19 protein-coding genes, 2 rRNA genes and 1 riboswitch are annotated in these 23,002 nt (G+C 48.4%); of the genes, 11 read left to right on the top strand and 10 right to left on the bottom strand.

The genetic code is table 11. The annotated features are described in order from the left end of the window. Nucleotides 1-227: 227 nt before the first annotated feature. The 4 genes from frdA to frdD are packed head-to-tail and all read left to right on the top strand — an operon-like array spanning nt 228 to nt 3,515. A complete protein-coding gene (frdA, locus tag J3U76_RS08030; RefSeq protein ID WP_208005452.1) occupies nt 228-2,045 on the top strand; it encodes a fumarate reductase (quinol) flavoprotein subunit in 1,818 nt (605 codons plus the stop codon). Further along, nucleotides 2,042-2,758 carry a succinate dehydrogenase/fumarate reductase iron-sulfur subunit gene (locus tag J3U76_RS08025; RefSeq protein WP_208005451.1) on the top strand — a complete coding sequence of 239 codons (717 nt, stop codon included), beginning with the start codon at nt 2,042-2,044 and terminating at the stop codon, nt 2,756-2,758. The genes frdA and J3U76_RS08025 overlap by 4 nt, the downstream gene beginning before the upstream one ends. Then, entirely contained in the window at nt 2,758-3,141 is a 384-nt protein-coding gene (locus J3U76_RS08020) for a fumarate reductase subunit C (protein ID WP_208005450.1), read from the top strand. The genes J3U76_RS08025 and J3U76_RS08020 overlap by 1 nt, the downstream gene beginning before the upstream one ends. After that, nucleotides 3,138-3,515 carry a fumarate reductase subunit FrdD gene (gene frdD, locus J3U76_RS08015; RefSeq protein WP_208005449.1) on the top strand — a complete coding sequence of 126 codons (378 nt, stop codon included), beginning with the start codon at nt 3,138-3,140 and terminating at the stop codon, nt 3,513-3,515. The genes J3U76_RS08020 and frdD overlap by 4 nt, the downstream gene beginning before the upstream one ends. A gap of 117 nt (nt 3,516-3,632) precedes the next feature. On the opposite strand, the gene J3U76_RS08010 is transcribed toward frdD, so the two are convergent. From J3U76_RS08010 to menA, 6 genes are all read right to left on the bottom strand, one after another. Further along, the gene (locus tag J3U76_RS08010; protein ID WP_208005448.1) at nt 3,633-4,400 is read right to left on the bottom strand and encodes a thiazole synthase; all 768 of its coding nucleotides are present in this window, start codon (nt 4,398-4,400) and stop codon (nt 3,633-3,635) included. Nucleotide 4,401: 1 nt separating this feature from the next. After that, entirely contained in the window at nt 4,402-4,605 is a 204-nt protein-coding gene (gene thiS / locus J3U76_RS08005; RefSeq protein ID WP_243454144.1) for a sulfur carrier protein ThiS, read from the bottom strand. Then, on the bottom strand, nt 4,602-5,387 hold the full coding sequence (locus J3U76_RS08000; RefSeq protein ID WP_208005447.1) for a HesA/MoeB/ThiF family protein: 786 nt from the start codon (nt 5,385-5,387) through the stop codon (nt 4,602-4,604). Before J3U76_RS08000 ends, thiS begins: the two co-directional genes overlap by 4 nt. Before the next feature lies 1 nt (nt 5,388). After that, nucleotides 5,389-6,897 carry a thiamine phosphate synthase gene (thiE, locus tag J3U76_RS07995; protein WP_208005446.1) on the bottom strand — a complete coding sequence of 503 codons (1,509 nt, stop codon included), beginning with the start codon at nt 6,895-6,897 and terminating at the stop codon, nt 5,389-5,391. After that, complete coding sequence (thiC, locus tag J3U76_RS07990) at nt 6,894-8,894, bottom strand: phosphomethylpyrimidine synthase ThiC (protein ID WP_208005445.1); 2,001 nt, start codon at nt 8,892-8,894, stop codon at nt 6,894-6,896. Before thiC ends, thiE begins: the two co-directional genes overlap by 4 nt. 76 nt (nt 8,895-8,970) lie before the next feature. Next, a riboswitch (TPP riboswitch) is annotated at nt 8,971-9,074 on the bottom strand. 87 nt (nt 9,075-9,161) lie between these two features. Next, complete coding sequence (gene menA, locus J3U76_RS07985) at nt 9,162-10,040, bottom strand: 1,4-dihydroxy-2-naphthoate octaprenyltransferase (protein WP_208005444.1); 879 nt, start codon at nt 10,038-10,040, stop codon at nt 9,162-9,164. A 147-nt stretch (nt 10,041-10,187) separates the two neighbouring features. Between menA and J3U76_RS07980 the strand changes: the two genes are divergently transcribed. From J3U76_RS07980 to cysA, 6 genes are all read left to right on the top strand, one after another. Then, nucleotides 10,188-11,123, top strand: coding sequence for an o-succinylbenzoic acid (OSB) synthetase (locus J3U76_RS07980; RefSeq protein ID WP_208005443.1), 936 nt, complete (start codon nt 10,188-10,190; stop codon nt 11,121-11,123). A gap of 72 nt (nt 11,124-11,195) precedes the next feature. After that, the gene (locus J3U76_RS07975) at nt 11,196-13,160 is read left to right on the top strand and encodes an exoribonuclease II (protein WP_208005442.1); all 1,965 of its coding nucleotides are present in this window, start codon (nt 11,196-11,198) and stop codon (nt 13,158-13,160) included. A 551-nt stretch (nt 13,161-13,711) separates the two neighbouring features. Then, entirely contained in the window at nt 13,712-14,716 is a 1,005-nt protein-coding gene (gene cysP / locus J3U76_RS07970; protein WP_208005441.1) for a thiosulfate ABC transporter substrate-binding protein CysP, read from the top strand. Nucleotides 14,717-14,719: 3 nt separating this feature from the next. Continuing rightward, on the top strand, nt 14,720-15,562 hold the full coding sequence (cysT, locus tag J3U76_RS07965; protein ID WP_208005440.1) for a sulfate/thiosulfate ABC transporter permease CysT: 843 nt from the start codon (nt 14,720-14,722) through the stop codon (nt 15,560-15,562). After that, nucleotides 15,562-16,404, top strand: a complete 843-nt coding sequence (gene cysW, locus J3U76_RS07960; RefSeq protein ID WP_208005439.1) for a sulfate/thiosulfate ABC transporter permease CysW — start codon at nt 15,562-15,564, stop codon at nt 16,402-16,404. The genes cysT and cysW overlap by 1 nt, the downstream gene beginning before the upstream one ends. A 6-nt stretch (nt 16,405-16,410) precedes the next feature. After that, nucleotides 16,411-17,502: a sulfate/thiosulfate ABC transporter ATP-binding protein CysA gene (gene cysA / locus J3U76_RS07955; protein WP_208005438.1), complete on the top strand. Its 1,092-nt coding sequence runs from the start codon at nt 16,411-16,413 to the stop codon at nt 17,500-17,502. Between the two features lie 81 nt (nt 17,503-17,583). Here the strand turns inward: cysA and cysM are convergent, their stop codons facing one another. Together cysM and J3U76_RS07945 are read right to left on the bottom strand one after the other, a co-directional pair. Then, complete coding sequence (gene cysM / locus J3U76_RS07950) at nt 17,584-18,474, bottom strand: cysteine synthase CysM (protein ID WP_208005437.1); 891 nt, start codon at nt 18,472-18,474, stop codon at nt 17,584-17,586. Between the two features lie 119 nt (nt 18,475-18,593). Continuing rightward, nucleotides 18,594-19,205 carry a LysE family translocator gene (locus tag J3U76_RS07945; protein ID WP_208005436.1) on the bottom strand — a complete coding sequence of 204 codons (612 nt, stop codon included), beginning with the start codon at nt 19,203-19,205 and terminating at the stop codon, nt 18,594-18,596. 174 nt (nt 19,206-19,379) lie between these two features. On the opposite strand from J3U76_RS07945, the gene J3U76_RS07940 reads away from it, so the two are divergent. After that, the gene (locus J3U76_RS07940) at nt 19,380-22,046 is read left to right on the top strand and encodes a bifunctional acetate--CoA ligase family protein/GNAT family N-acetyltransferase (protein WP_208005435.1); all 2,667 of its coding nucleotides are present in this window, start codon (nt 19,380-19,382) and stop codon (nt 22,044-22,046) included. Nucleotides 22,047-22,385: 339 nt separating this feature from the next. Here the strand turns inward: J3U76_RS07940 and rrf are convergent. Next, nucleotides 22,386-22,500, bottom strand: a 5S ribosomal RNA gene (gene rrf / locus J3U76_RS07935). Nucleotides 22,501-22,650: 150 nt separating this feature from the next. After that, nucleotides 22,651-23,002 (bottom strand): 23S ribosomal RNA (locus J3U76_RS07930); the annotation flags it as partial.

The following is a 23,002-nucleotide window of genomic DNA, read 5'->3' as shown; positions in this document are numbered from 1 at the left end:
TTGCCTCAGTGTTTTAGCTTACGCTTAGCGCTCGGTAATCACCACATTAAAACCGCATTCAAACGCCCGCTTGCGTCATGCACTCCATATTGTGCGCCATGCCTAATACTTGAAAATAATCTAATACAGACTTGTTTAGCATCAAGACGGCAATAAGTGCGTTTGATAGACTGACAAAATATAAGGTTATTGGCAGCCAATATGTACAGCATAGGATGAGCATAACAATGAAGCAGCATGATTTTGATGTACTGGTAGTCGGTGGTGGCGGCGCGGGGTTAAGAGCCGCGATTGCCGCCGCTGAGTTTGCGCAGCAACAAGGCCAAGACATCAGCATTGGCTTGGTATCTAAGGTATACCCTATGCGCTCTCATACGGTTGCCGCTGAAGGGGGCGCCGCTGCAGTTACCCGTCATGACGACAGCTTTGCCGCCCATCTTGAAGACACCATAGCCGGTGGCGACTGGTTAGCAGAGCAGCCAGTGGTGGATTATTTTGTGCGCCATGCGCATCAAGAGCTGGTGCAAATGGAGCGTTGGGGCTGCCCTTGGAGCCGACAACAAGACGGCTCTATTCAAGTGCGCCGCTTTGGTGGCATGAAAATAGAGCGCACTTGGTTTGCCGCCGATAAAACCGGCTTTCATATGCTGCATACTTTATTTCAAACCTCATTACGCTTTTCAGAAATTCAGCGTTTAGATGAGTTTTTTGTACTGGATCTCTTGGTCGATAAAGAACAAGTAGATGGCGATCGCATTGCCGGTATTATCGCCTTAGATATTGCCACCGGTGAGCTGCATCAAATTCGCGCTAAATCGGTAATTTTAGCCACGGGTGGCGCGGGTAGATTATTTCGCTTTAACACCAATGGCGGCATTGTGACTGGTGATGGTATGGCGCTGGCTTATCGCCATGGCGTGCCCTTACGCGATATGGAGTTTGTGCAATATCACCCCACCGGACTCCCAGGGTCAGGTATTTTAATCACCGAAGCCTCTCGTGGCGAAGGCGGTTTAATGCTTAATAAAGACGGCTATCGCTATTTGCAAGATTACGGCTTAGGGCCAGAAACGCCGCGGGGTCAACCTCAGAATAAATACATGGAGCTGGGCCCTAGAGATAAATTATCGCAAGCTTTTTGGCATGAACAAAAAGCCGGTCGCACCGGTCGTTACGGCGACAGTGACGTGGTCTATTTAGACTTACGCCACCTCGGCAAAGACTATTTACACGAGCGGTTACCCTTTATTTGTGAACTAGCACAATCTTACGTTAACGTCGATCCCGTCACCCAACCGATACCCGTGCGCCCCGCCGTGCATTACACCATGGGCGGCATCACCACAGATGCCCAGTGCCAAACCCATATTAAAGGCTTATATGCTGCCGGCGAATGTGCCTCTGTGGGCTTACATGGCGCTAACCGCTTGGGCTCAAACTCATTAACTGAGCTATTAGTGTTTGGCCGCTTAGCCGGCGAGCAAGCCGTGGCCCATGCGCTACACCAAGAACATAGCCCATGGTCTGATCTCGCCCCACAATGGCAAGCTCAGCAAGAGCGCCTAACACAGCTTCGTGACCATCAAGGGCAAGAAAGCTGGGTGACCATTAAGCGCGAGTTATTAATGACCATGGAGCAAGGTTGCGGTATTTATCGCGACCAAGCGGGTATGGAACAAACTCTGGCCACCATTCGGACACTTAAAGCTCGCTATCAAGATGTACAGCTGAGCGATAAAAGTCGCGCTTATAACACTGAGCTGCTGCAATGCATTGAAGTGGGCTTTGGCTTAGATATTGCCGAAGCCACCTGCTTAGCCGCGTTGGAGCGCCGAGAGTCTCGAGGGGCTCATCAGCGATTAGATGCCGATTGCAATACCCGTAACGACACGAATTTTCTACAACACAGCTTGGTGTACTACCAGCCTAATGCCGATGCCAGCCTTGCTTGGCAAGCGGTTGATACTTCAATATTGCCCCCTGCGGTTCGTGCTTATGGCGACGCCGCAAAAAGCGATGCCGCTAAAGAAGGAACAACCTTATGATGACCATTAGTGTGGCTCGCTACTTACCAGAAACCTCCAGCACCCCCTTTGTGCAAGAGTTTAAGGTGCCCTACAACGACAGCACTTCGGTATTAGATGCGCTCAATTATATTAAAGAAGAGTTAGACCCTAGTTTAAGTTTTCGCTGGTCATGCCGCATGGCCATTTGTGGCTCTTGTGGTGTAATGGCCAATGGACAACCTAAACTTGGCTGCAAAGCCTTTTTGCGTGACTACCCTAACGGCCTGTTATTGGAACCCTTAGCGCACTTGCCCATAGAGCGCGATTTAATCGTTGATATGGACGCTTTTTTAACGCACCTTGAGGCCGTTAAGCCCTATCTGATTAGCGAGGAGCCAGACTCCGCCCAGCCCCATAAACAAACGCCGGCACAAATGGCAAAATATCAGCAGTTTTCTGACTGCATTAATTGTGGCTTGTGTTATTCCGCCTGCCCGCAGTTTGGTTTAAACCCTGAGTTTTTAGGCCCTGCCGCTATTACACTGGCGCACCGCTATAACTTAGATAGTCGCGATCAGGGTAAAGCGCAGCGCATGCCACAGCTTAACCGCGAGCAAGGCGCCTGGAGCTGTACCTTTGTGGGCTACTGCTCAGATGTTTGCCCACAAAAAGTAGACCCAGCGGCTGCCGTTAACCAAACCAAGGTTGAATCAGCCAAAGATATGTTGATCCAATTATTTAGGGGGAAATAATGAGTTATCGCCCAACATTATCTAGAACTTGGTGGCTAAAAAATAATGCCTTTAAAGCCTATATGCTGCGCGAGGCCACCGTATTACCCCTAATGTTTTTCTTACTCTGCTTAAGCGCAGGTATCTATAGCTTGGGGCAAGGTGAAAGCCAATGGCAACACTGGCACGCTTTTATGGCGCTACCGCCGGTGCTGGCCATTAATGGCCTTGCCCTGTTAGCTAGCTTATTTCATGCTTGGACTTTTTTTGAGCTTTTCCCGCGGGTGATGCCCATTCGTATTGCAGGAAAAGCTTTGCCACCCACCCTATTAATTGCAGGGCAATGGCTGGGGGTATTTATGATATTTTTATTATTTGGTTACTTGTTTGGAGGCGCACAATGAAACCTGATATCCAACAAACCAAAGCAACAAAAGCCATTAAGCGCAGCGACGAACCTATTTGGTGGGCATTATTTAGTGGTGGTGGCATTTGCTTTGCAGTCTTTATTCCCGCGACAGTGCTGTATTTGGGCTTATTTTTGCCATTAGGCTTAATAGAAATCAGCTATCAGCAAGCCCATACTGGGCTCTTTAGTTTTTGGGGGTTAGTGTTTATTGGAGCCTGTATTGTGCTACCAGCATTTCACGCAGCTCACCGCATTCGCCACGGCTTGCATGATTTAAAGGTACGTCAACATGGCTTAGTGAAAGCCGCCTGCTATGGCGCAGTCACTTTATTGAGTCTATTTTGTCTTGGCATTTGGCTATGGGGATAAATTCGCCTCTACAAAATGATACAAATCCATCGGATGTTTAAAAGATAAGAGCCTCTACAAACACATTTGTAGAGGCTCTTTATTCTAGATCAGCCTATTCAACCGCTCAGTTTAGAACTATTTTTGAGAAAAGTTAGTAAGCGGGCTGGTAGCTTGGGCATATTGGCTTTTGCTCGGCAGGCCGGCTAAATAAGCTTGGCGGCCAGACTCGACCGCTAGCTTAAAAGCGCTTGCCATGGCAACAGGATCTTTTGCCCTGGCGATTCCAGAATTTACTAATACCGCATCCGCGCCTAATTCCATTGCATAGGCAGCATGGCTTGGTGCACCTATACCCGCATCTACAATCACAGGAACATTGGCCTGTTCGATAATAATTTGCAGAAAGTCGTGCGTTACTAGACCTTTATTGGTACCTATAGGCGCACCCAGTGGCATAACAGCAGCACAACCGACTTCTTCTAACCGTTTACACAGTAACGGATCCGCACTGCAATAGGGCAGTACGATAAAACCTTCCTTCACTAAAATTTCTGCCGCTTTTAATGTTTCTATTGGGTCAGGCAACAAATACTTAGGATCTGGGTGTACTTCTAACTTCACCCACTTAGTTCCCAACGCCTCACGCGCCAAACGGGACGCAAATAATGCCTCTTCGACCGTGTATGCGCCAGCGGTATTAGGCAATAAGTGTACACCTAATTCCAATAACGGCGGCAAGATGTCATCACTGTGGTTCACTAAATCAACCTGTTTCATTGCCATAGTGACCATCTCTGAACCACCGGCAAAAAAGGCGTCTTTCATCTGTTGGCTATTAGCAAATTTACCGGTTCCAGTAAAAAGACGAGAGTTAAAGGTTTTATCGGCAATGGTAAGACTCATGTTAGCCTCCTGCTATGGCTTGAAATAGGGTAATATTATCGTTTGTATTCAAGGTGTGCTTAGTCCATTGGCTACGCGCAACCACTTCTTTGTTTAGTGCCACTGCCACACCCGGCTTATCTTGTTCAAGTTGTAGCAATAGCTCGGCAAGAGTAATGCCTTCTGTCAACATCATGGTTTTATCATTTAGTGTTATTTGCATCATTTCTCTCCCTTGAGTCCACATACCGGGCAAGCAGGATCTTTAGGTACCCGCAAGCCGTGCCAACTATGATGTTTAGCATCAAACAGTTTTAATTCACCCCAAGGCACTACGCCCGTGTCAGTGAAATATTTAATGGCTTCCAATGCCTGTAGCAGACCAATAGTGCCCACCACAGGACCAATAACACCAGAATTACTACAATTAAGCTGCTCACCAATATCGGTGCCATACAAACAACGATAACAGCCATGGTCTCGCTTAGGATCGAGTGCTAGCAATTGACCTTCAAAGCGAATAGCCGCCCCCACAATGAGCGGTGTTTGTGCTTTATAACAGGCCGCATTGAGCTGTTGACGAATTAAAATATTGTCGGTGCAGTCCAATACTAAATCGACTTCAGATACAAAATCCGGCAGGTTCTGCTCATCGAGTTGTTGATGGATGGCGATCACTTCTACTTCGGGATTGAGCTGTTGTAGCTTAATACGCGCGGTTTCTGCCTTACTTTGCTTTAATACGTCCATATCATACAGGGTCTGGCGCTGTAAGTTACTCATCTCAATATGGTCAAAGTCCGCAACCCACAAGGTGCCCACCCCCGCCGCAGCCAAGTATTGCACAGCAGGGGAACCAAGCCCCCCTAACCCTACCACCAATATAGAAGCCTGCTTCAGCTTGAGCTGACCGGTTTCGCCAACTTCGTCCAGCAATAAGTGTCGGCTGTAGCGCATAAATTCGCTATCGCTAAGCTCATCAACACTCAGTTCGCCATCTTTTAGCATATTAGCCCTCCACCAAGGCTAGTAAGTCACGCGTAGCGGCTTCGGGATGGTCGGACTCGGTAATAGCCGTCACTAACGCTATGCTACCAATGCCGGTTTCAGCCACTAACGGCACCCGATCACGACTAATGCCGCCAATAGCCACTAATGGAAACTCTTGCTCCATTAACGCCACATAAAGATGCAAGCGCTCAAGCCCTTGCGGACGCGATGGCATATCTTTGGTTTTGGTCGGAAAAATATGTCCCAGCGCCAAGTAAGAAGGCTTAAGTTCACGGGCACGCAGCATTTCATAATAGCCGTGGGTCGATAAACCGAGTTTAAGGCCCGCAGCGCGAATAGCTTCAAGTTCGGCAATTTCTATGTCTTCTTGACCTAAATGCACGCCATAAGCGCCAAACTTAATGGCAGAGCGCCAATAATCGTTAATAAACAAACGGGCATTAAACCGCTCGCCTAGTTCAACGGCGGCTTTAATATCCGCCTCAACTTCGGCATCGGTTTTATCTTTAATACGCAGCTGTAAAGTACGCACTCCCCAGTTTAGCAATTTCTCGAGCCATGCCACTGTGGTAACCACGGGATATAAACCAAGCTGTAGTGTATCCATGGCCGCAAACTCACCGCTCGGGTGCGGGCCACTAATTCCCAGTGACGGTGCCAGTGCAGAGCCTGGCATTACCACAGTCGGGAAGTCATTGAGATCCGTCGGCCAACCTAAATGAGCCACAGGCCCTGGGCCCTCTCCCACACCCTGAGCCGCTTTTAAACCTTGGTTTACATAGGCTTTAGCCAACACGAGTGCATCTTCTATGGGGTAATCAAGTGCAATGGCGGTGGCAATGGCTGATGACAAAGTACAACCCGTGCCATGGCCATGTGAGGTGTCCACTCGGGGGCTAGCCAGCCAAATTTCACGCTCACCATCGGTATAAAAATCGATGGCCTGTGCGTCAGACCAATCTAAATGGCCACCTTTTACCAACACCGCCCGCGCCCCCATTTCTAATAAGGCTGCGGCGCCTGCTCGTACATTATCGGCAGAGTCGGGCGCAATGCCCGACAAAGCAGCTAACTCAATAGCATTAGGGGTGATCAGGTCGACTTCTGCTAACAAATGCTGCTTTATAGCAGGTAATAAGCTAGCTTCAGCCATCGCCTTACCTGTGCTTGCAATAGCGACGGGATCGAACACCACATATGGCTGCCATTGGCGGCGATATTCGCGCAAGTAGCGCGTCAGCACTTCAGCACGCAAGCCGCCGGGCAGCAAGCCGATTTTGATGGCTTTTGCCGGCATATCCGTGGCTAATGAGACCAATTGGTTGGTAAATGCCTGCATGAGTACAGGCTCAACCATGGATACAGCAACAGAGTTTTGTGCGGTAATGGCAGAAATAACCGAGCAGCCGTGGCCGCCCAGTGTGTGAATGGTGTGCAAGTCGGCCTGTATTCCAGCACCGCCGCCCGAATCAGAACCGGCAATGGTCCAGACTATGGGTCTTGTCATAGCAATTCTTTCTCCAGTTTATCCGCTTGGTGATACAGTTCACCGCCGCGTTTTTTAAATTCTTCAGACATCTGTGCCATGCCCGCAACTACCGTTTCATGAGTACCATCAATATCGACCATCTGAATAGCGATGGCTTCTTGCTCTGCTGCGTATTCGCGCACTTCTTGGGTAATTTTCATTGAGCAGAATTTAGGGCCGCACATAGAACAAAAATGGGCGACTTTGCCTGACTCTTGCGGCAAAGATTCATCATGATAATTGCGCGCTGTTTGGGGATCTAGCGACAAATTAAACTGATCTTCCCAGCGAAATTCAAACCGCGCTAACGACAGCGCATTATCACGAATTTGTGCCCCCGGGTGTCCTTTAGCCAAGTCAGCAGCATGGGCGGCTATCTTATAGGTAATTAGCCCCTGCTTCACATCTTCTTTATTCGGCAAACCTAAATGCTCTTTTGGCGTCACGTAACACAACATGGCGCAACCATACCAACCGATAAGCGCCGCCCCAATACCAGAGGTAAAGTGGTCGTAACCGGGGGCAATATCTGTGGTGAGGGGACCTAACGTATAAAAAGGCGCCTCGTGGCAATGCTCAAGCTGCTCTTCCATATTGCGCTTGATCATGTGCATCGGCACATGGCCTGGGCCTTCAATCATCACCTGAACGTCGTATTCCCACGCCACTTTTGCCAATTCACCCAAGGTATATAACTCGGCAAATTGGGCTTCGTCGTTGGCATCGGCTACTGAGCCTGGGCGCATCCCATCACCCAACGAGAGTGACACATCGTAAGCAGCACAAATTTCACAAATATCGCGAAAACGTTCATAAAGAAAACTCTCTTTATGATGCGATAAGCACCATTTAGCCATAATAGAACCACCACGCGACACAATACCGGTCACCCGTTTAGCCGTCATGGGTACATAACGCAGCAATACACCGGCGTGAATAGTAAAGTAGTCTACCCCTTGCTCGGCCTGCTCAATTAAAGTGTCGCGAAACACTTGCCAGTTTAAGTCTTCGGCCACGCCGTTTACTTTTTCTAGCGCCTGATAAATAGGTACAGTACCGATGGGCACTGGGCTGTTACGCAAAATCCACTCGCGAGTTTCGTGAATATTACGCCCAGTAGACAAGTCCATTACGTTATCCGCACCCCAACGGGTTGCCCATACTAACTTCTCTACTTCTTCTTCAATCGAGGAGGTTACCGCCGAGTTACCGATATTGGCGTTAATTTTCACCAAAAAGTTACGACCGATAATCATAGGCTCAGATTCGGCATGGTTAATATTGGCAGGAATAATAGCGCGCCCTTCTGCAACTTCTTTACGCACAAATTCAGGGGTAATGTTTTCAGGTAAATGCGCGCCAAAGCTTTCACCTTTGTGCTGTTGTAACAGCATTGCATCGCGTACTCGCTCACGGCCCATGTTTTCGCGAATGGCGATATATTCCATTTCTGGCGTAATAATACCTTTACGCGCATAGTGCATTTGCGTCACGCATTGGCCTACTTTAGCTTTACGAGGCTTGGGCATATGCTCAAACCGTAAATGATCAAAACCATCATCTGCCATGCGCTCTTGCGTAAATTCGGAGCTGACTTGTGCTAACTCAAGGGTATCATCTCGGTCTAAAATCCACTGCCGACGTAACTGGGGTAGCCCTTGGCGCACATCTATATTTGCCTGCGGATCGCCATAAGGGCCAGAGGTGTCATAAATGGGGACAGGTGTATTGGGTTCAAGAATAGGGTTGGCTTCTGTGCCACCTTTAAAGCTGTCGGCTAAATGAATTTCACGCATGCTCACTTTTAAGTCGGGACGCGAGCCTTGCAGATAAATTCGCTTAGAATTAGGAAAGTGTTCACCTTTTAAATTATCGATAAAGGCTTGAGCTTGCGAGCGAACTTCGCGGCGATTCACTTTTTTAGCAGACTGTTGGGTCGCTTCTTGGGTTACTTCGGTTGGTATTGCTGTTGACATAGCTATCTCACGTTAATCCATGTTGGTGAAAAAGCTTGTCAGGAGTGTTGATGAAGAATACAGCAGAAGAATGTACGCTATACTCTCACTTGCTTCCCTTACGCAGGTACTAGCCTGATCAGGTTCAACGGATCCCACATTGGTGGTCTCAGCTCTTATAGAGCACTCCGACAAGATAGATCCCAGTAAATCAGATCTCAATTATAAAAGCAAAGCTGAACATGCAAAAAAATACCTTACGTTGTGCGGATAGCTCTATTACTATTATTACCAAGCTAACCCCAACGCCAGTAATCCACAAAACAGCAGTGCGCCTTGGGCGGTAAGCGCTAGGGTGCGATTTAACTCACCGCCCGTTACGGTTAACACTTGCATTAGTGCTTTGCTTAATGGCCACAGTGCCAGCAAACTTAAAAAGCCCACTCCCTGCATAATTTGGCTGCCCGCCAATACCACCACCGCTAATAGCAATAGCTGATAAATGCGGGCACCGGCTAAACCTAACCGCAATGCCAAAGTGTGTTTACCTGCGATTAAATCTGCCTCAAGATCGCGAATGTTGTTAATATTCAATACAGTTACCGACAATAACCCCGACGTTAGCGCCGCCCAGCCAGCCGTACCTGTTAGCTGATGTTGCATTAAATAATGGGTACCTAATACCGCAACCGGGCCAAAAAAGATAAACACCGCAATATCACCCAAGCCCAAATAGCCATAAGGGCGCCGACCTAAGGTGTAGCCCAGTGCGGCTAATAGCGCACATACTCCTAGAGCGATAAAGCCTAACCAAGCGCTAATATTGCTGCCCAACGCCTGCCACAATAATAATAAGCCCGACACCACGGCGAACAGGCCTACCGCCTTCATGGCTTGCTGTAATTGCACCGCACTCACTTGTCCAGACGCCAACACTCGAGTGGGGCCAGTACGCGCACCTGAATCTGTGCCTCGTACTCCGTCGCCATAGTCATTGGCTATATTCGATAATATTTGTAGTAATAACGCTGTGGTGAGTGCCAGTAATAAAACAACAGCATTAAAACTGTCCGCCTTGGCCGCACTGCCGGCGCCTAATAAAATAGCAGCCAGCGTTAAAGGTAGTGTTTTAAGCCGAATCGCTAATAACCAAGAGTGTAATGACATGAATTTTTTATCTTTTAACGTAGTGAATGCAATAAGTTATGGTAACCAAGACAGATTCGTTATGCTTTAACTAATATCAATATCGATCGCTAGTCAGCACCTCAGTAGCATGTTATTTTTATGTGAAGATATAACAGAAGGCTCACCATGCAAATAACGACTTATCGCTATCAGCTGCCGCTAACCATGACGCGAGTCATTGATAACACCACCTTAGTACAGCGCACTGGCTTTTATATCAATATCGACGGCTTTTGGGGCGAAATTGCCCCACCTCCTGCTGCATCTGCTGAATCCTTATTAGCGATAGAAGAAGATTTACGTCTCGCTTGCCAACGGCTGCGCAATGGCCTGCCTCATCGCGCCACCACAGCAGCCGTGCAATTTGGCATTGATTGCGCTTTGGCACAGGTCAGCTCCGCTTTGTCTAATAATGAAGATTCCGCCTCCACCCTGCCTTTGTTAGAGGGCCCAAGAGATCCCATAGTGCGCGCATGGCGCTGTCGCAGAATACAGCCTAATCGCGCCTGCTTAACGCTAACGGGCGATGTGCAATACGATGCAGGCTTAGTGCGAGAGCTTTGTTTGTTAGCACCCTATGTGCGCTTGGTGTTAGATGCCGGTGGTCACCTAACCGCCGAGCAGTTATTAGGCTTATGGCAGCGCGTTGACCGACAACGCATCGATTGGCTGCTCGACCCTGCATCAGACATGGCTACAGGCCAACACCTTGCACAGCAATATCAAATGCCAGTCGCCTTTGATTTAGTGCGTTATGCAAACGATACCAAGAGCATTCGCCTGCCTGCTCCATTTGCCGAGCTTAACGCCGTTGTGCTTAGACCCGCCCAAATAGGCGGCCTGAATGACTGTCAGCAATTAGTCACACACGCTCATCGCCAAGGATTAGAGGTGATCATAGGCGACAGCTTACAAACTCGCTTAGGTCAACAGCAGCTTGCACGTTTGTCACAAGCGTGGAACCCCGGCGTTGAAGCGGCATTAGGCCGCTGTCGTTATTTGTTAGATACCCAAGTAAATGATCTAGGGCAACCCGATATCACGCAACTCACCCCTGTCTAAGAGTTAAGGACTTCTTGGCTTTAAGAAGGTAAATCCGTATAGTCAGCTGCATATTTCGACAGGTTTCTATATATGTTTCAAAACAACCCCCTATTAGCTCAGCTAAAGCAGCAAATGCGTGAAGACCTTCCTATTAAAGAAGGTGTTGTTAAAGGTACCTCTAAAGCATTTGGCTTTTTAGAAGTCAGCGAGAAAGAAAGCTACTTTATTCCACCGCCTCACATGAAGAAAGTCATGCATGGCGATCACATTACCGCCATAGTGCGCACCGAAAACGATCGCGAGCTGGTAGAGCCAGAAACCCTGATTGAAGCCGGTGTTACGCGCTTTGTTGGCCGGGTTAAGTGGTTTCGTGACCGTTTAAATATTGTGCCCGATCATCCCTTAATGAAAGACGCCATTAAAGCTCGTGCCGCCAAAGGTATTGATGAAAAAAGCTTGAAAGAAGGCGACTGGGTGTTAGGTGAATTAACTCGCCATGCGCTAAAAGATAATGGTTTTTTTGCCAATGTGGTAGAAGTGATTGCGGGTACGAGTGATCCTATCGCTCCTTGGTGGGTGGTGTTGGCTCGTAACAAACTTGCCAATCAAGCTCCCGCAGACCAAGCCGAGTGGCAGCAGGTAGAAGAAAAATTACCGCGACGCGATCTCACCGATGTGCCTTTCTTCACTATCGACGGTGAGTCTACCCTCGATATGGATGACGCACTGAGCATTAAGCGCTTAGAAAACGGCTGGGAGCTATTAGTTGCCATTGCCGATCCTACCGCTTATGTGGCTCACAACAGCGCCATGGATAAAGTGGCCGCCGAGCGTGCCTTTACCGTTTATTTGCCTGGTCGCAACATTCCTATGTTACCGCGCACCCTGGCCGATGAACTCTGCTCGCTGCAAGAAGGCGTTGAGCGCCCTGTATTATGCGCGCGCTTATTTATCGATTTTGAAGGCAAAGTTGATGATAACGCCGAGTTCTTTGCGGCAAATATACGCTCACATGCTCGGTTAAGCTACGACCAAGTATCTGACTGGATTGAAGAAATTGGTGATTGGCAGCCAGCAACTGAAGACATAGCTGAACAACTGCGCCAAATGAATGAATTCACATTAGTGCGCAACGCTTGGCGCGCCAAACACGCCATTGTATTTAAAGACAGACCCGACTTTCGTTTTGCATTGGATGCCGACAGCAGCGTGACCGCCATCTTGGTTGATTATCGCCGTATCGCTAACCAAATGGTTGAAGAGTCGATGATTGCTGCTAACTTAGCCTGTGGCAACTGGTTAAACGAGCGTATTGGCACCGGTATTTTTAACGTACATACTGGTTTTGATCCCGAGAAAATGGACGGCCTAACTGAGCTTTTACAGGCTCACGACGCCCCCTTTGACCCTGCTACCTTATCTACTCTAGACGGCTTTTGTGCCCTACGCCGTTGGGTAGATGAGCGCGAAACCAGCTATTTAGATAGCCGCACCCGCCGTTATCAATCTTTCGCCATGATGAGCCCAACACCTGGGCCACACTTTGGTTTAGGCCTAACAGCGTACGCCACCTGGACCTCACCGATTCGTAAATATGGCGACATTGTTAACCATCGCTTAATTAAGGCGATTTTAACTGAGCAAGCGCACGACGCCTTTGTGCCAAGTGATGAGCTGGCTGTGCATTTGTCGGAACAGCGCCGTATGCACCGCCGTGCCGAGCGCGATATTGCCGATTGGTTATACGTGCGTTTCTTGCAACCAGCGGTTGCCGAGGGCAAGGTGTTTGACGCAGATATTGTCGATGTAAGCCGAGGCGGTGTACGGTTACGTTTACAAGAAAACGGGGCGGGCGTCTTTATGCCGTCATCACTGATTTTAGCTAATCGTGACCGTTTAGAATGCAGCTGGGACAATGGCCGCGTCTACTTAGACAAAGAAACCTTGTATGAGTTGGGTCAAACGGTGCAAGTGATTATCACCGAAGCCATTGAAGACACCCGCTCTTTAATCGCTAAACCTGCACAACCTATTTCACCCGCCACCCCCAAGTAAGGCACGAGTGTAGTAGCAACAGTAAGAACGCCAAAAGGCCTGCATTAGCAGGCCTTTTTTATTGGTGTGTGAGGGGTGAGGCGTAAAGAGTGAAGCAGACGAGATAAGTTCAACACCGACACACTCAAGACTAATGCTATTTTTGCAACGGAAGAACACGAAATCCACGGAAAAATTAAGATGAGATAAGATCGACCAAAGATAATAAATTTAATGGTGAGAACTTATCCGATAAAGATCTGGTGTCTGGCCTTTACCCATAAAGCTTTATTTTTCAGAACTGATCACTATTTTTCCGTGGCGTCTGTGGATTCCGTTGCCGATTAGTCTCTGGTGTTGGCCTTTAACTGATCGCTGACGGCTTAAAGCTGACAGCTGCCCTTCGGGCCCGTGTTTGTTTTTAGCTTGGTGCTCGGCGCTCGGCGCTGCCCCTATCCATTATGCTCCCCTCTGCTTATGTATACTTAAAAGGTATATAAAACAACTTATCAATCACTTATAGATCTATTAGACTTACTTCATCAACATTATTCATGTTCTTGGAGCTCATTATGCGCAAATCTGTTATTGCCACTCTGTTACTCACTGCCGGCTTAAGCTCAGTGGTACCAGTACAAGCTAAAGAGCTGCTGAACAGTAGCTACGACATTGCCCGCGAATTGTTTGCTGAAATTAATCCTATTTTTGTTGAACACTGGGAAAAAGAAACCGGTGAAACGCTAGAGATTAAGCAAACTCATGCCGGCTCTTCTCGCCAAGCTCAGGCGATTTTGCAAGGCTTACGCGCCGACGTGGTCACGTATAACCAAGTGACAGATGTTGATGTGCTATATCAAAAAGGCAAATTGATCCCGAAAGATTGGAAAGCTCGCCTACCTAACGACAGCTCACCTTATGTATCCACAATGGCGTTTTTGGTGCGTAAAGATAATCCAAAAAACATTCAAGACTGGAACGATTTAACCCGTGAAGACGTGCAGTTGGTGTTCCCGAACCCGAAAACTTCAGGTAATGGCCGTTATACGTATTTAGCCGCTTGGGGCGCTGCTGATAAGCAGTTTGATGGCGACCAAGAAAAAATTCTTGAGCACATGGGCAAGCTTATTAAGCAAGTTGCGGTATTTGATACTGGCGGCCGTGGCGCAACCACTACCTTTATCGACCGCGGTATTGGTGATGTGCTGATCACTTTTGAGTCTGAAGTAAACAATATTCGCGACTTATACGCAGACGACGGCTATCAGGTAGTGGTGCCTTCGGTAGACGTATTGGCAGAGTTTCCGGTGACCTGGGTTGATAAAAACGTTAAGCGTAACGGCACCGAAAAAGAAGCCAAAGCCTATTTAGAGTTTTTATACACTCCAGTGGCACAACGTATTTTGGCTAATAACTACTATCGCGTAAACGATAAAGAAGTAGCCGCAGAAGTCGCTGATAAGTTTCCTGAAACCGAACTGTTTAACGTAGAAGAAGTGTTTGGTGGTTGGGAACAAGCCATGCAAGATCACTTTGTTAGTGGCGGCACGCTAGACCAGCTTCAAGCACAAGGACGCTAAACCATGGCGGCGCTCTTGGGATCATCTAAGCGAGTATTACCCGGTTTTACCTTAAGTTTGGGTACCAGCTTGCTGTTTGTCAGTCTAATTATCTTGCTGCCATTAACGGGCTTGATAATGAACACTAGCCAAATGGGCTGGTCACAATACTGGCAAGTGATTAGTGACCCAAGAGTGGTGGCCACTTATAAGGTGACTGCTAGTGCTGCCGCCGTGGCCAGCTTATTTAACATGGTGTTCGGCCTATTGATGGCGTGGATTTTAACCCGCTATCGTTTTGCTGGCCGAGCCCTGTTAGATGGGCTTATGGACTTGCCCTTCGCCTTACCGACCGCTGTGGCTGGCCTCACCTTGGCCTCATTGTTTGCCACTAACGGCTGGTACGGCGAAGCCTTGGCCGAGTTAGGTATTAAGGTTTCTTATACTTGGGTGGGCATTGTGATTGCCATGGTATTTACCAGCGTGCCCTTTGTGGTGCGTACCGTACAACCAGTATTAGAAGACTTAGGCCCAGAGTATGAAGAAGCGGCGGCCATCTTGGGCGCAAGCCCCTGGCAGGCGTTTAGCCGCGTGGTATTACCCGAATTAAAGCCCGCGCTTATTACTGGTACCGCCTTATCATTTACCCGCAGTTTGGGGGAATTTGGTGCCGTTATTTTTATTGCCGGCAATATGCCTTGGCAAACTGAAATTACCTCTTTGATGATTTTCATCAAAATCCAAGAATTTGATCATGCCGGCGCCAGTGCTATTGCCAGCGTCGTGCTATTGGCTTCTTTCGTGTTGCTCTTTGCCATCAATGGCATACAAAGTCGCTTTATGCGCCGGGTGCGAGGTAACAGCTAATGGAAAAATCAGTCACCTTGAGCCACACCTCTCGCCCTTGGGGCCGCTGGCTGTTAATTGGCACCGGTACCCTGCTCACTATACTGTTATTAGTGGTGCCCTTACTGGCTATTATTGCCGGTGCTTTTGCCGCTGGTGTGGGGGGCGTATTAGAAAACCTCAACGATCCCGATATGCTGCACGCCATCGGCCTTACACTTATGGTGGCGGCACTGACTGTACCCATTAACTTAGTGTTCGGTACCTTGTTAGCTTGGCTGGTTACCCGCTTTAACTTTCGCGGCCGCCAGTTGCTGCTCACCTTAATGGATGTACCCTTTGCGGTTTCGCCTGTGGTGGCCGGTTTATTATATTTGCTAATGTATGGTGTAAATGGTCCTGTGGGCGGCTGGTTTGACGGCTACGACATGCAGCTAATGTTTGCATGGCCAGGCATTGTAATGGTAACGGTGTTTGTCACCTGCCCCTTTATGGTGCGCGAATTAGTGCCATTGATGAGCAGCCAAGGGACTGATTCAGAAGAAGCCGCGGTATTATTAGGTGCTAATGGCTGGCAGTTATTTCGCCGCATTACTTTGCCCAATATTCGCTGGGCACTGCTTTACGGCGTTATTTTAACCAACGCCCGCGCCGTAGGGGAATTTGGTGCTGTGTCTGTAGTCTCGGGCGGAATTCGGGGTGAGACCAATACCTTGTCGCTACACGTCGAGTTATTACATCAAGACTATAACGCCGTGGGGGCGTTTACCGCTGCCGCCTTATTAACACTGATGGCTGTGATCACCTTATTATTTAAATCTTATCTTGAATGGCGCCTGCAAAGCGCTGAAGAACAGGAGTAATCCAGCATGAGTATTCAGATTGAGGGTATTCACAAGTCCTTCGGCAAAACCCAGGTGCTACATGATATTAACCTCGACTTGCTAAGCGGCCAGCTGGTCGGTCTATTGGGCCCATCGGGATCGGGTAAAACCACGCTGTTGCGTATTATTGCCGGATTAGAGCATGCCAACGGCGGCCGCATTCGTTTTAACGGCGAAGACGTCACCGACTTGCATGCCCGCGATCGTAACGTTGGTTTTGTGTTTCAAAACTATGCGTTGTTTCGCCATATGACGGTGTTCGACAATATCGCCTTTGGCTTAAGCATTATGCCTAAGGCTCAACGCCCAGAAAAAAGTGAAATTAAACGCCGAGTCAATAACTTATTAGAAATGATCCAGCTGGCTCATGTGGCGAACCGTTTTCCGGCCCAACTGTCTGGCGGTCAACGCCAGCGCGTCGCCTTGGCCCGCTCACTGGCGGTAGAGCCCAAGGTATTATTGCTTGATGAGCCTTTTGGCGCACTAGATGCCCAAGTACGTAAAGAATTACGCCGTTGGTTACGTCGTTTACATGACGAACTGCATTTTACCAGTGTATTTGTCACCCACGATCAAGAAGAAGCGCTAGATGTGTCCGATCAAGTGGTAGTCATGAGCCAAGGTCATGTTGAGCAAATCGGTACGCCCGATGCCATTTGGCAAGCGCCCGCCAGCCGTTTTGTGTTGGAGTTTTTAGGCGAAGTAAACAAAATTAACGGTGACATTACCGGCAGTCGTTTCCAGGTCGGTCATTACCCACTGCAAATTCCCGTGGCCAGCCATAAGCAAGGTGCCGCCAGCTGGTACTTACGCCCCCACGAGATAAGCCTCACTACAGCGCCCGACGTTCAGCATCCATTACCGGTATTGGTCACCGATGTGAATGCCCGTGGCAGCTTGGTACAACTGGAGTTAGAACCTAAAGATTGGCCAGGTACACTAATGGCGGCGCAATTGACTCATCAGCATTTAACAGGCGTCACCCGTGGCCAAACTTTGTATTTAGGCAGCCAAGGCGGCCGCTTGTATGTTGGCGAGCAACAGATCACCGACAGCAACTTAGCGCTTACAGCTTGAAAGGGCAAAAAGGGGATTAGGGATTCGTGACTAGGGATTGGCAGACACGCTTTTCCAGTCCCCAATCCCTATTCCCTGCTGTTACCCGTTAAACACTCCTGACGATAAATAGCGGTCACCGCGGTCGCAAATAATAGCGACGATAATAGCGTTATCCACTTGTTCGGCAAGCTTTAGCGCACCGGCGACCGCACCGCCAGAGCTCACACCACAAAATAAACCTTCTTCACGAGCTAAACGCAGCATGGTAGCCACAGCTTCGTCTTCACTAATATCTAACACCTGATCAACACGGCTTTGCTCGAAGATGCCCGGCAAATAGGCCTCTGGCCAGCGGCGAATGCCTGGAATATTGCTACCTTCACAGGGCTGTAATCCAACAATTTGTATATCTTCGCTTTGCTTTTTTAGATATCTAGACACGCCCATTATGGTGCCGGTGGTGCCCATGCTCGATACAAAGTGGGTTAGCCTACCCTGAGTTTGTTGCCAAATCTCGGGGCCTGTCGTTAAGTAATGCGCTTCTGGATTATCGGCGTTATTAAATTGATCTAAAATCACCCCTTTACCATCGGCGGCCATTTTATCGGCCAGATCACGCGCGCCTTCCATGCCTGCTTGCTTGCTCACCAATATCAGCTCAGCCCCATAGGCCAACATAGACGCCTTGCGCTCTTCAGTGGCGTTATCGGGCATAATTAATACCATGTGATAGCCTTTAATGGCCGCCGCCATGGCCAATGCAATGCCGGTATTGCCACTGGTTGCTTCAATCAGGGTATCACCCGGCTTAATCTCGCCACGGGTTTCGGCTTGGCTTATCATATTCAGTGCCGGTCGGTCTTTTACTGATCCTGCGGGGTTATTTCCCTCTAGCTTAACCAAAACCTGACTCTTGGTATGGCTTGCCAAACGTTGCAGGCGTACCAAAGGGGTATTGCCCACAAAGTCTTCTAAGGTTGGAAATTGCATTGTTAGTCCTTGAAAGCGATGCATTTAAACCATGTTACCTGATCTGACTATGACGCTAGAAAGCTTATTTAGGTATCAGTTATTACTAAACGAACAAATTCATTATTTATCGTGAAACCCTACATGACAATCAGCCTCACTCCCAAGGCCATCATAATGAAACCCGACAGTCGATTCATTATCACAGACGCACGCTTTGAGCCCTGTAATCTTCGTTTTAAACGCTGAGCAAGTAGCGCATAGGCGCCATTACATAAAGTGGCGGTCAGTGTAAACACTGCACCTAATATCAACAGCTGCACCGGTACAGAGCCCAGTTCTTGATCAACAAACTGGGGTAGAAAAGCCAGAAAGAACAGTGCAACTTTAGGATTTAGTAAGCCAACCATCAAGCCACGGTAAAAAATTTGCAGTCGACTATCACGACTTGGTACTTCCAAAAGTTCAAGTGTTGCTGCAGTGTGCAAACAAGTCCAACCGAGATACAGTAAATAAGCGGCACCAAGATATTTGATCACAATAAAAGCCATCGCAGACTGCATCAGTAACGCTGATAGTCCAATTACGGCTAACAGCGTATGCCCAAGATAAGACAGCCCTAGACCCAGCGCCGCCCAAAAGCCAGCAAAGCGACGAGTGCTTAATGCTTGCGAAAGCACAAAGAAAATATCAGGGCCAGGCGTTAAATTTAACGCCAAACAAGCAGGGATAAAAAGCAACCAGACGTCCATTTAATACCTCTATCAAGCTCACGTCTCTTACATCAAACACAGGCCAAGCCTTAAATAATATGCTACAAACGGTAAGCATTAATACTTTATCAAAAATAGTGATTCGTAGGGCCATAATAGCCCATAGTGCCTAACACCTAGCTTGGATACTCGACCATATAATAAGGAGCCAGCATGCCACAGCAAGGACTCGACGCCCTATTTAAACCTACCAGCATTGCTGTGATTGGTGCTTCGCACCGAGAAAATGGCGCGGGAAAACTGGTGATGAAAAACCTGCTGGCAGGCAACTTCAAAGGCCCTATTATGCCGGTTAACCCTAAACACGAAGCCATAGCAGGCGTGATGGCTTACCCCGACATTGCCAGCCTACCGCGCACTCCCGACTTGGCTATTATTTGCACCCCCAGTAATAAAAACCCCGACATAATAGAGCAACTAGGCCATAAAGGCTGTAAAGCCGCGATTATATTAGCGGCTGGCACCACTCTCGAGCAGTTAACACAAATGAAGCACAGTGCCCGCAGTCATAAAATGCGCCTGCTTGGCCCTAATAGTATGGGGATCATTTTGCCCCATTTAGACTTAAACATTAGTTTTGCGCCTTTTCCTGCCAAACCGGGTCGTATTGCCTTTGTTTCACAATCTGCCGCTGTGTGCTCTACAATTCTTGATTGGGCCCGTCACAATGATATTGGCTTCTCACACTTTGTGTCTTTGGGAGATGCCTGCGACATCGACTTTGCACAGCTATTAGATTATTTAGCCAGAGATCGTCATACCCGTGCCATCTTGCTTTATATGGACTCAGTGCAAGAAGCACGTACCTTTATGACGGCAGCACGCACTGCATCTCGTAATAAAGCCGTATTAGTCGTAAAAAGCGGCAAAACCCAACTTGGAGCGCAATTAGGTCACTTGCATTCAGGGGGGAACCTAGGAATGGATGCAGCTTACGATGCCGCCATTAGACGTGCAGGTATGCTGAGAGTTAGAGACACTCACGATTTATTTGCTGCGGTAGAGACGCTTAATCATGCACAAAGTCTACGAGGTGAACGCTTAGTTATTCTCACTAATGGCGGCGGCCCTGCCATCATGGCCACAGATACTTTGTTATCCCGAGGTGGTAAATTGGCTGAGCTAAGTGAACAAACCCATCACCAGCTCAACCAGTTATTACCGCCCTCTTGGTCTCACACCAACCCCATTGATATTGTGGGTGATGCCCCCATCAAACGTTATACCGATACGCTAAAAATACTGCTCGACAGTAATGACTGCGACGCTATTTTAATTATGCACGCGCCTTCTGCGTCAGTTTCCAGCATTAAGGTAGCAAATGATATTATTCAATTACTTAAACATCATCCCCGTGCGCGCCGCGTTAATATTTTGACCAACTGGTCAGGTGAAACCAGTGCGTTTGAGGCTAGACGTTGTTTTACCGAAGCCGGCATTCCCACTTATCGCACTCCTGAAAGTGCCGCTAATGCTTTTATGCACCTTGTAGAATATAAGCGCAACCAAAAGCTATTAATGGAAACCCCGGTCTCTATCTCTGATATGCCAAGCGATCAAAAAACGGCTAACGGCCTCATTCAAGAGGCCTTTTCTCAAGATATTTACCAACTAGATACTCACGAAGTCAGTCACCTTATGGCCGCCTACGGCATACAAACACTGCCCACTTGGATTGCCAGCGATAGTACAGAGGCCGCACACATAGCGGAGCAAATTGGCTACCCGGTCGCCATTAAACTGCGTTCTCCCGATATAGTGCATAAGTCTGAAGTGTCAGGGGTTGTCCTTAACTTGCGCTCTGCCTCTGAAGTTGCTCAATCAGCCGATGCTATTTTTGACAGGGTGGGAGAGTCATACCCTGGGGCGCGTATTACGGGCTTAATGGTCCAACCCATGGCCAGCCGCGCCGGTTCACAAGAGCTGCATATAGCCGTGCGTTCCGATCCCGTCTTTGGCCCTATTATACTGCTAGGCGATGGCGGCATTGATTGGGATGGCGAAGAGCAAGCTGCCGTCTCTTTATTACCACTAAATATGGCACTAGCCAGATACTTGGTCATCCATGCCCTTAAAAGCGGTAAGTTAAGAGCGAACCGCTCCCATCAATCACTGGATATGGAAGCCGTGTGTCGTGTATTGACCAAAGTGTCACACCTTATTATTAATCATCCTGAAATTACCGAGCTCGATATTCATCCACTTTTAGCAACCGGTAAAGAGCTAGTCGCGCTCGATGTGAATATCAAGTTACAGCCTTTTAGTGGTGACGGGCAAGCGCGTTTGGCGATACGCCCCTATCCAAGCGAATGGGAAGAAACGACTACTCTTAAAGATGGGCGTACTATTTTACTGCGCCCCGTGTTACCAGAAGATGAACCCGCTCATAAGGACTTTATTAATCACGTATCCGATGAAGATCGTTATCAACGCTTCTTTGCCGATGTCGTCATCGGCCATGAAGAGTTAGCTCATTTGACACAAGTAGACTATGACCGTGAAATGGCGTTTGTTGCTGTATCTGACGATGGCAAGATTTTAGCTGTTGTTAGGGCCATATCGGATCCAGATAACGAAGATGCTGAATTTGCCATCTTAGTGCGTTCGGCACTTAAGGGGGCTGGATTAGGCCGTTTATTAATGGAGAAAATAATCCGCTATGCGGCGATTAAGGGACTTAAAACCCTTAGCGGTGTCACTATGCCGACTAACCGCGGCATGATAGGGCTCGCTCGTAAGCTCGGCTTTAAAGTAAAGGTAAACCTAGAAGATGGTGAAGCTGAGTTAAAGCTGCAATTGGAAGGCGCAGCACGAACGTAGAGGCCCGTATTTTAGGTAAAGAGTAGTCGGCCGGTTTTGCGCAGCAAAACAAAGATCTACAGGCGGCATCGATGTGAACTGGGGTATATTTTCGGTGTGTCTTTGTGGGATCTGTGTGATGTGATGGCTTGTGTGGCGCTCCGCGCCACCGGCCAGCTGAAGCGGCCTCTACATTCGTGCAATATGTAGGCCGGTATTCGCAGGGTGCGTGAAGGTTGGCTTTGGCTTGTCCACCTCACCCTTTACGCCTCACCCCTCACATACCTCCAGACGTAAAAAAGCCCTTCACATCGGTGAAGGGCTTTCTTGGTCGAATAAATTCGACCCTACTAATTGGGCGCCTGGCAGTGACCTACTTTCACATGGCAGCTGCCACACTATCATCGGCGCGGCTGCGTTTCACTACTGAGTTCGGCATGGAGTCAGGTGGTTCCACAGCGCTATGGCCGCCAGGCATAAATTGGAATCTAGAAAGCTGAATCAAAATCGGTCGAATAAATTCGACCCTACAAGTGCCTTATTCTTAAGAATAAATTGCGCTTGTATGATTTAAATAATTTGTGTTTGTTCTTGACCGCAAGGTCTCACACTTCTTGGGTGTTGTATGGTTAAGCCGCACGGGTCATTAGTATTGGTTAGCTCAACGCCTCACAGCGCTTACACACCCAACCTATCAACGTTGTAGTCTCCAACGGCCCTTCAGAGGGCGTAAAGCCCTTGGGATGACTCATCTTGAGGCTCGCTTCCCGCTTAGATGCTTTCAGCGGTTATCGATTCCGAACGTAGCTACCGGGCAATGCTATTGGCATAACAACCCGAACACCAGGGGTTCGTCCACTCCGGTCCTCTCGTACTAGGAGCAGCTCCTCTCAATCATCCAACGCCCACGGCAGATAGGGACCGAACTGTCTCACGACGTTCTGAACCCAGCTCGCGTACCACTTTAAATGGCGAAC

The sequence above is a fragment of the Oceanisphaera pacifica genome, assembly GCF_017498065.1.
GTDB classification, from domain to species: domain Bacteria; phylum Pseudomonadota; class Gammaproteobacteria; order Enterobacterales; family Aeromonadaceae; genus Oceanimonas; species Oceanimonas pacifica.
The sequence above is the reverse complement of the archived record's forward strand: the minus strand, read 5'-3'. Positions and strand labels throughout refer to the sequence as shown.

Coding starts and splice junctions, on each gene's coding strand:
- frdA (WP_208005452.1), top strand. CDS start 228: ATGAAGCAGCATGATTTTGATGTACTGGTAGTCGGTGGTGGCGGCGCG.
- J3U76_RS08025 (WP_208005451.1), top strand. CDS start 2,042: ATGATGACCATTAGTGTGGCTCGCTACTTACCAGAAACCTCCAGCACC.
- J3U76_RS08020 (WP_208005450.1), top strand. CDS start 2,758: ATGAGTTATCGCCCAACATTATCTAGAACTTGGTGGCTAAAAAATAAT.
- frdD (WP_208005449.1), top strand. CDS start 3,138: ATGAAACCTGATATCCAACAAACCAAAGCAACAAAAGCCATTAAGCGC.
- J3U76_RS08010 (WP_208005448.1), bottom strand. CDS start 4,400: ATGAGTCTTACCATTGCCGATAAAACCTTTAACTCTCGTCTTTTTACT.
- thiS (WP_243454144.1), bottom strand. CDS start 4,605: ATGATGCAAATAACACTAAATGATAAAACCATGATGTTGACAGAAGGC.
- J3U76_RS08000 (WP_208005447.1), bottom strand. CDS start 5,387: ATGCTAAAAGATGGCGAACTGAGTGTTGATGAGCTTAGCGATAGCGAA.
- thiE (WP_208005446.1), bottom strand. CDS start 6,897: ATGACAAGACCCATAGTCTGGACCATTGCCGGTTCTGATTCGGGCGGC.
- thiC (WP_208005445.1), bottom strand. CDS start 8,894: ATGTCAACAGCAATACCAACCGAAGTAACCCAAGAAGCGACCCAACAG.
- menA (WP_208005444.1), bottom strand. CDS start 10,040: ATGTCATTACACTCTTGGTTATTAGCGATTCGGCTTAAAACACTACCT.
- J3U76_RS07980 (WP_208005443.1), top strand. CDS start 10,188: ATGCAAATAACGACTTATCGCTATCAGCTGCCGCTAACCATGACGCGA.
- J3U76_RS07975 (WP_208005442.1), top strand. CDS start 11,196: ATGTTTCAAAACAACCCCCTATTAGCTCAGCTAAAGCAGCAAATGCGT.
- cysP (WP_208005441.1), top strand. CDS start 13,712: ATGCGCAAATCTGTTATTGCCACTCTGTTACTCACTGCCGGCTTAAGC.
- cysT (WP_208005440.1), top strand. CDS start 14,720: ATGGCGGCGCTCTTGGGATCATCTAAGCGAGTATTACCCGGTTTTACC.
- cysW (WP_208005439.1), top strand. CDS start 15,562: ATGGAAAAATCAGTCACCTTGAGCCACACCTCTCGCCCTTGGGGCCGC.
- cysA (WP_208005438.1), top strand. CDS start 16,411: ATGAGTATTCAGATTGAGGGTATTCACAAGTCCTTCGGCAAAACCCAG.
- cysM (WP_208005437.1), bottom strand. CDS start 18,474: ATGCAATTTCCAACCTTAGAAGACTTTGTGGGCAATACCCCTTTGGTA.
- J3U76_RS07945 (WP_208005436.1), bottom strand. CDS start 19,205: ATGGACGTCTGGTTGCTTTTTATCCCTGCTTGTTTGGCGTTAAATTTA.
- J3U76_RS07940 (WP_208005435.1), top strand. CDS start 19,380: ATGCCACAGCAAGGACTCGACGCCCTATTTAAACCTACCAGCATTGCT.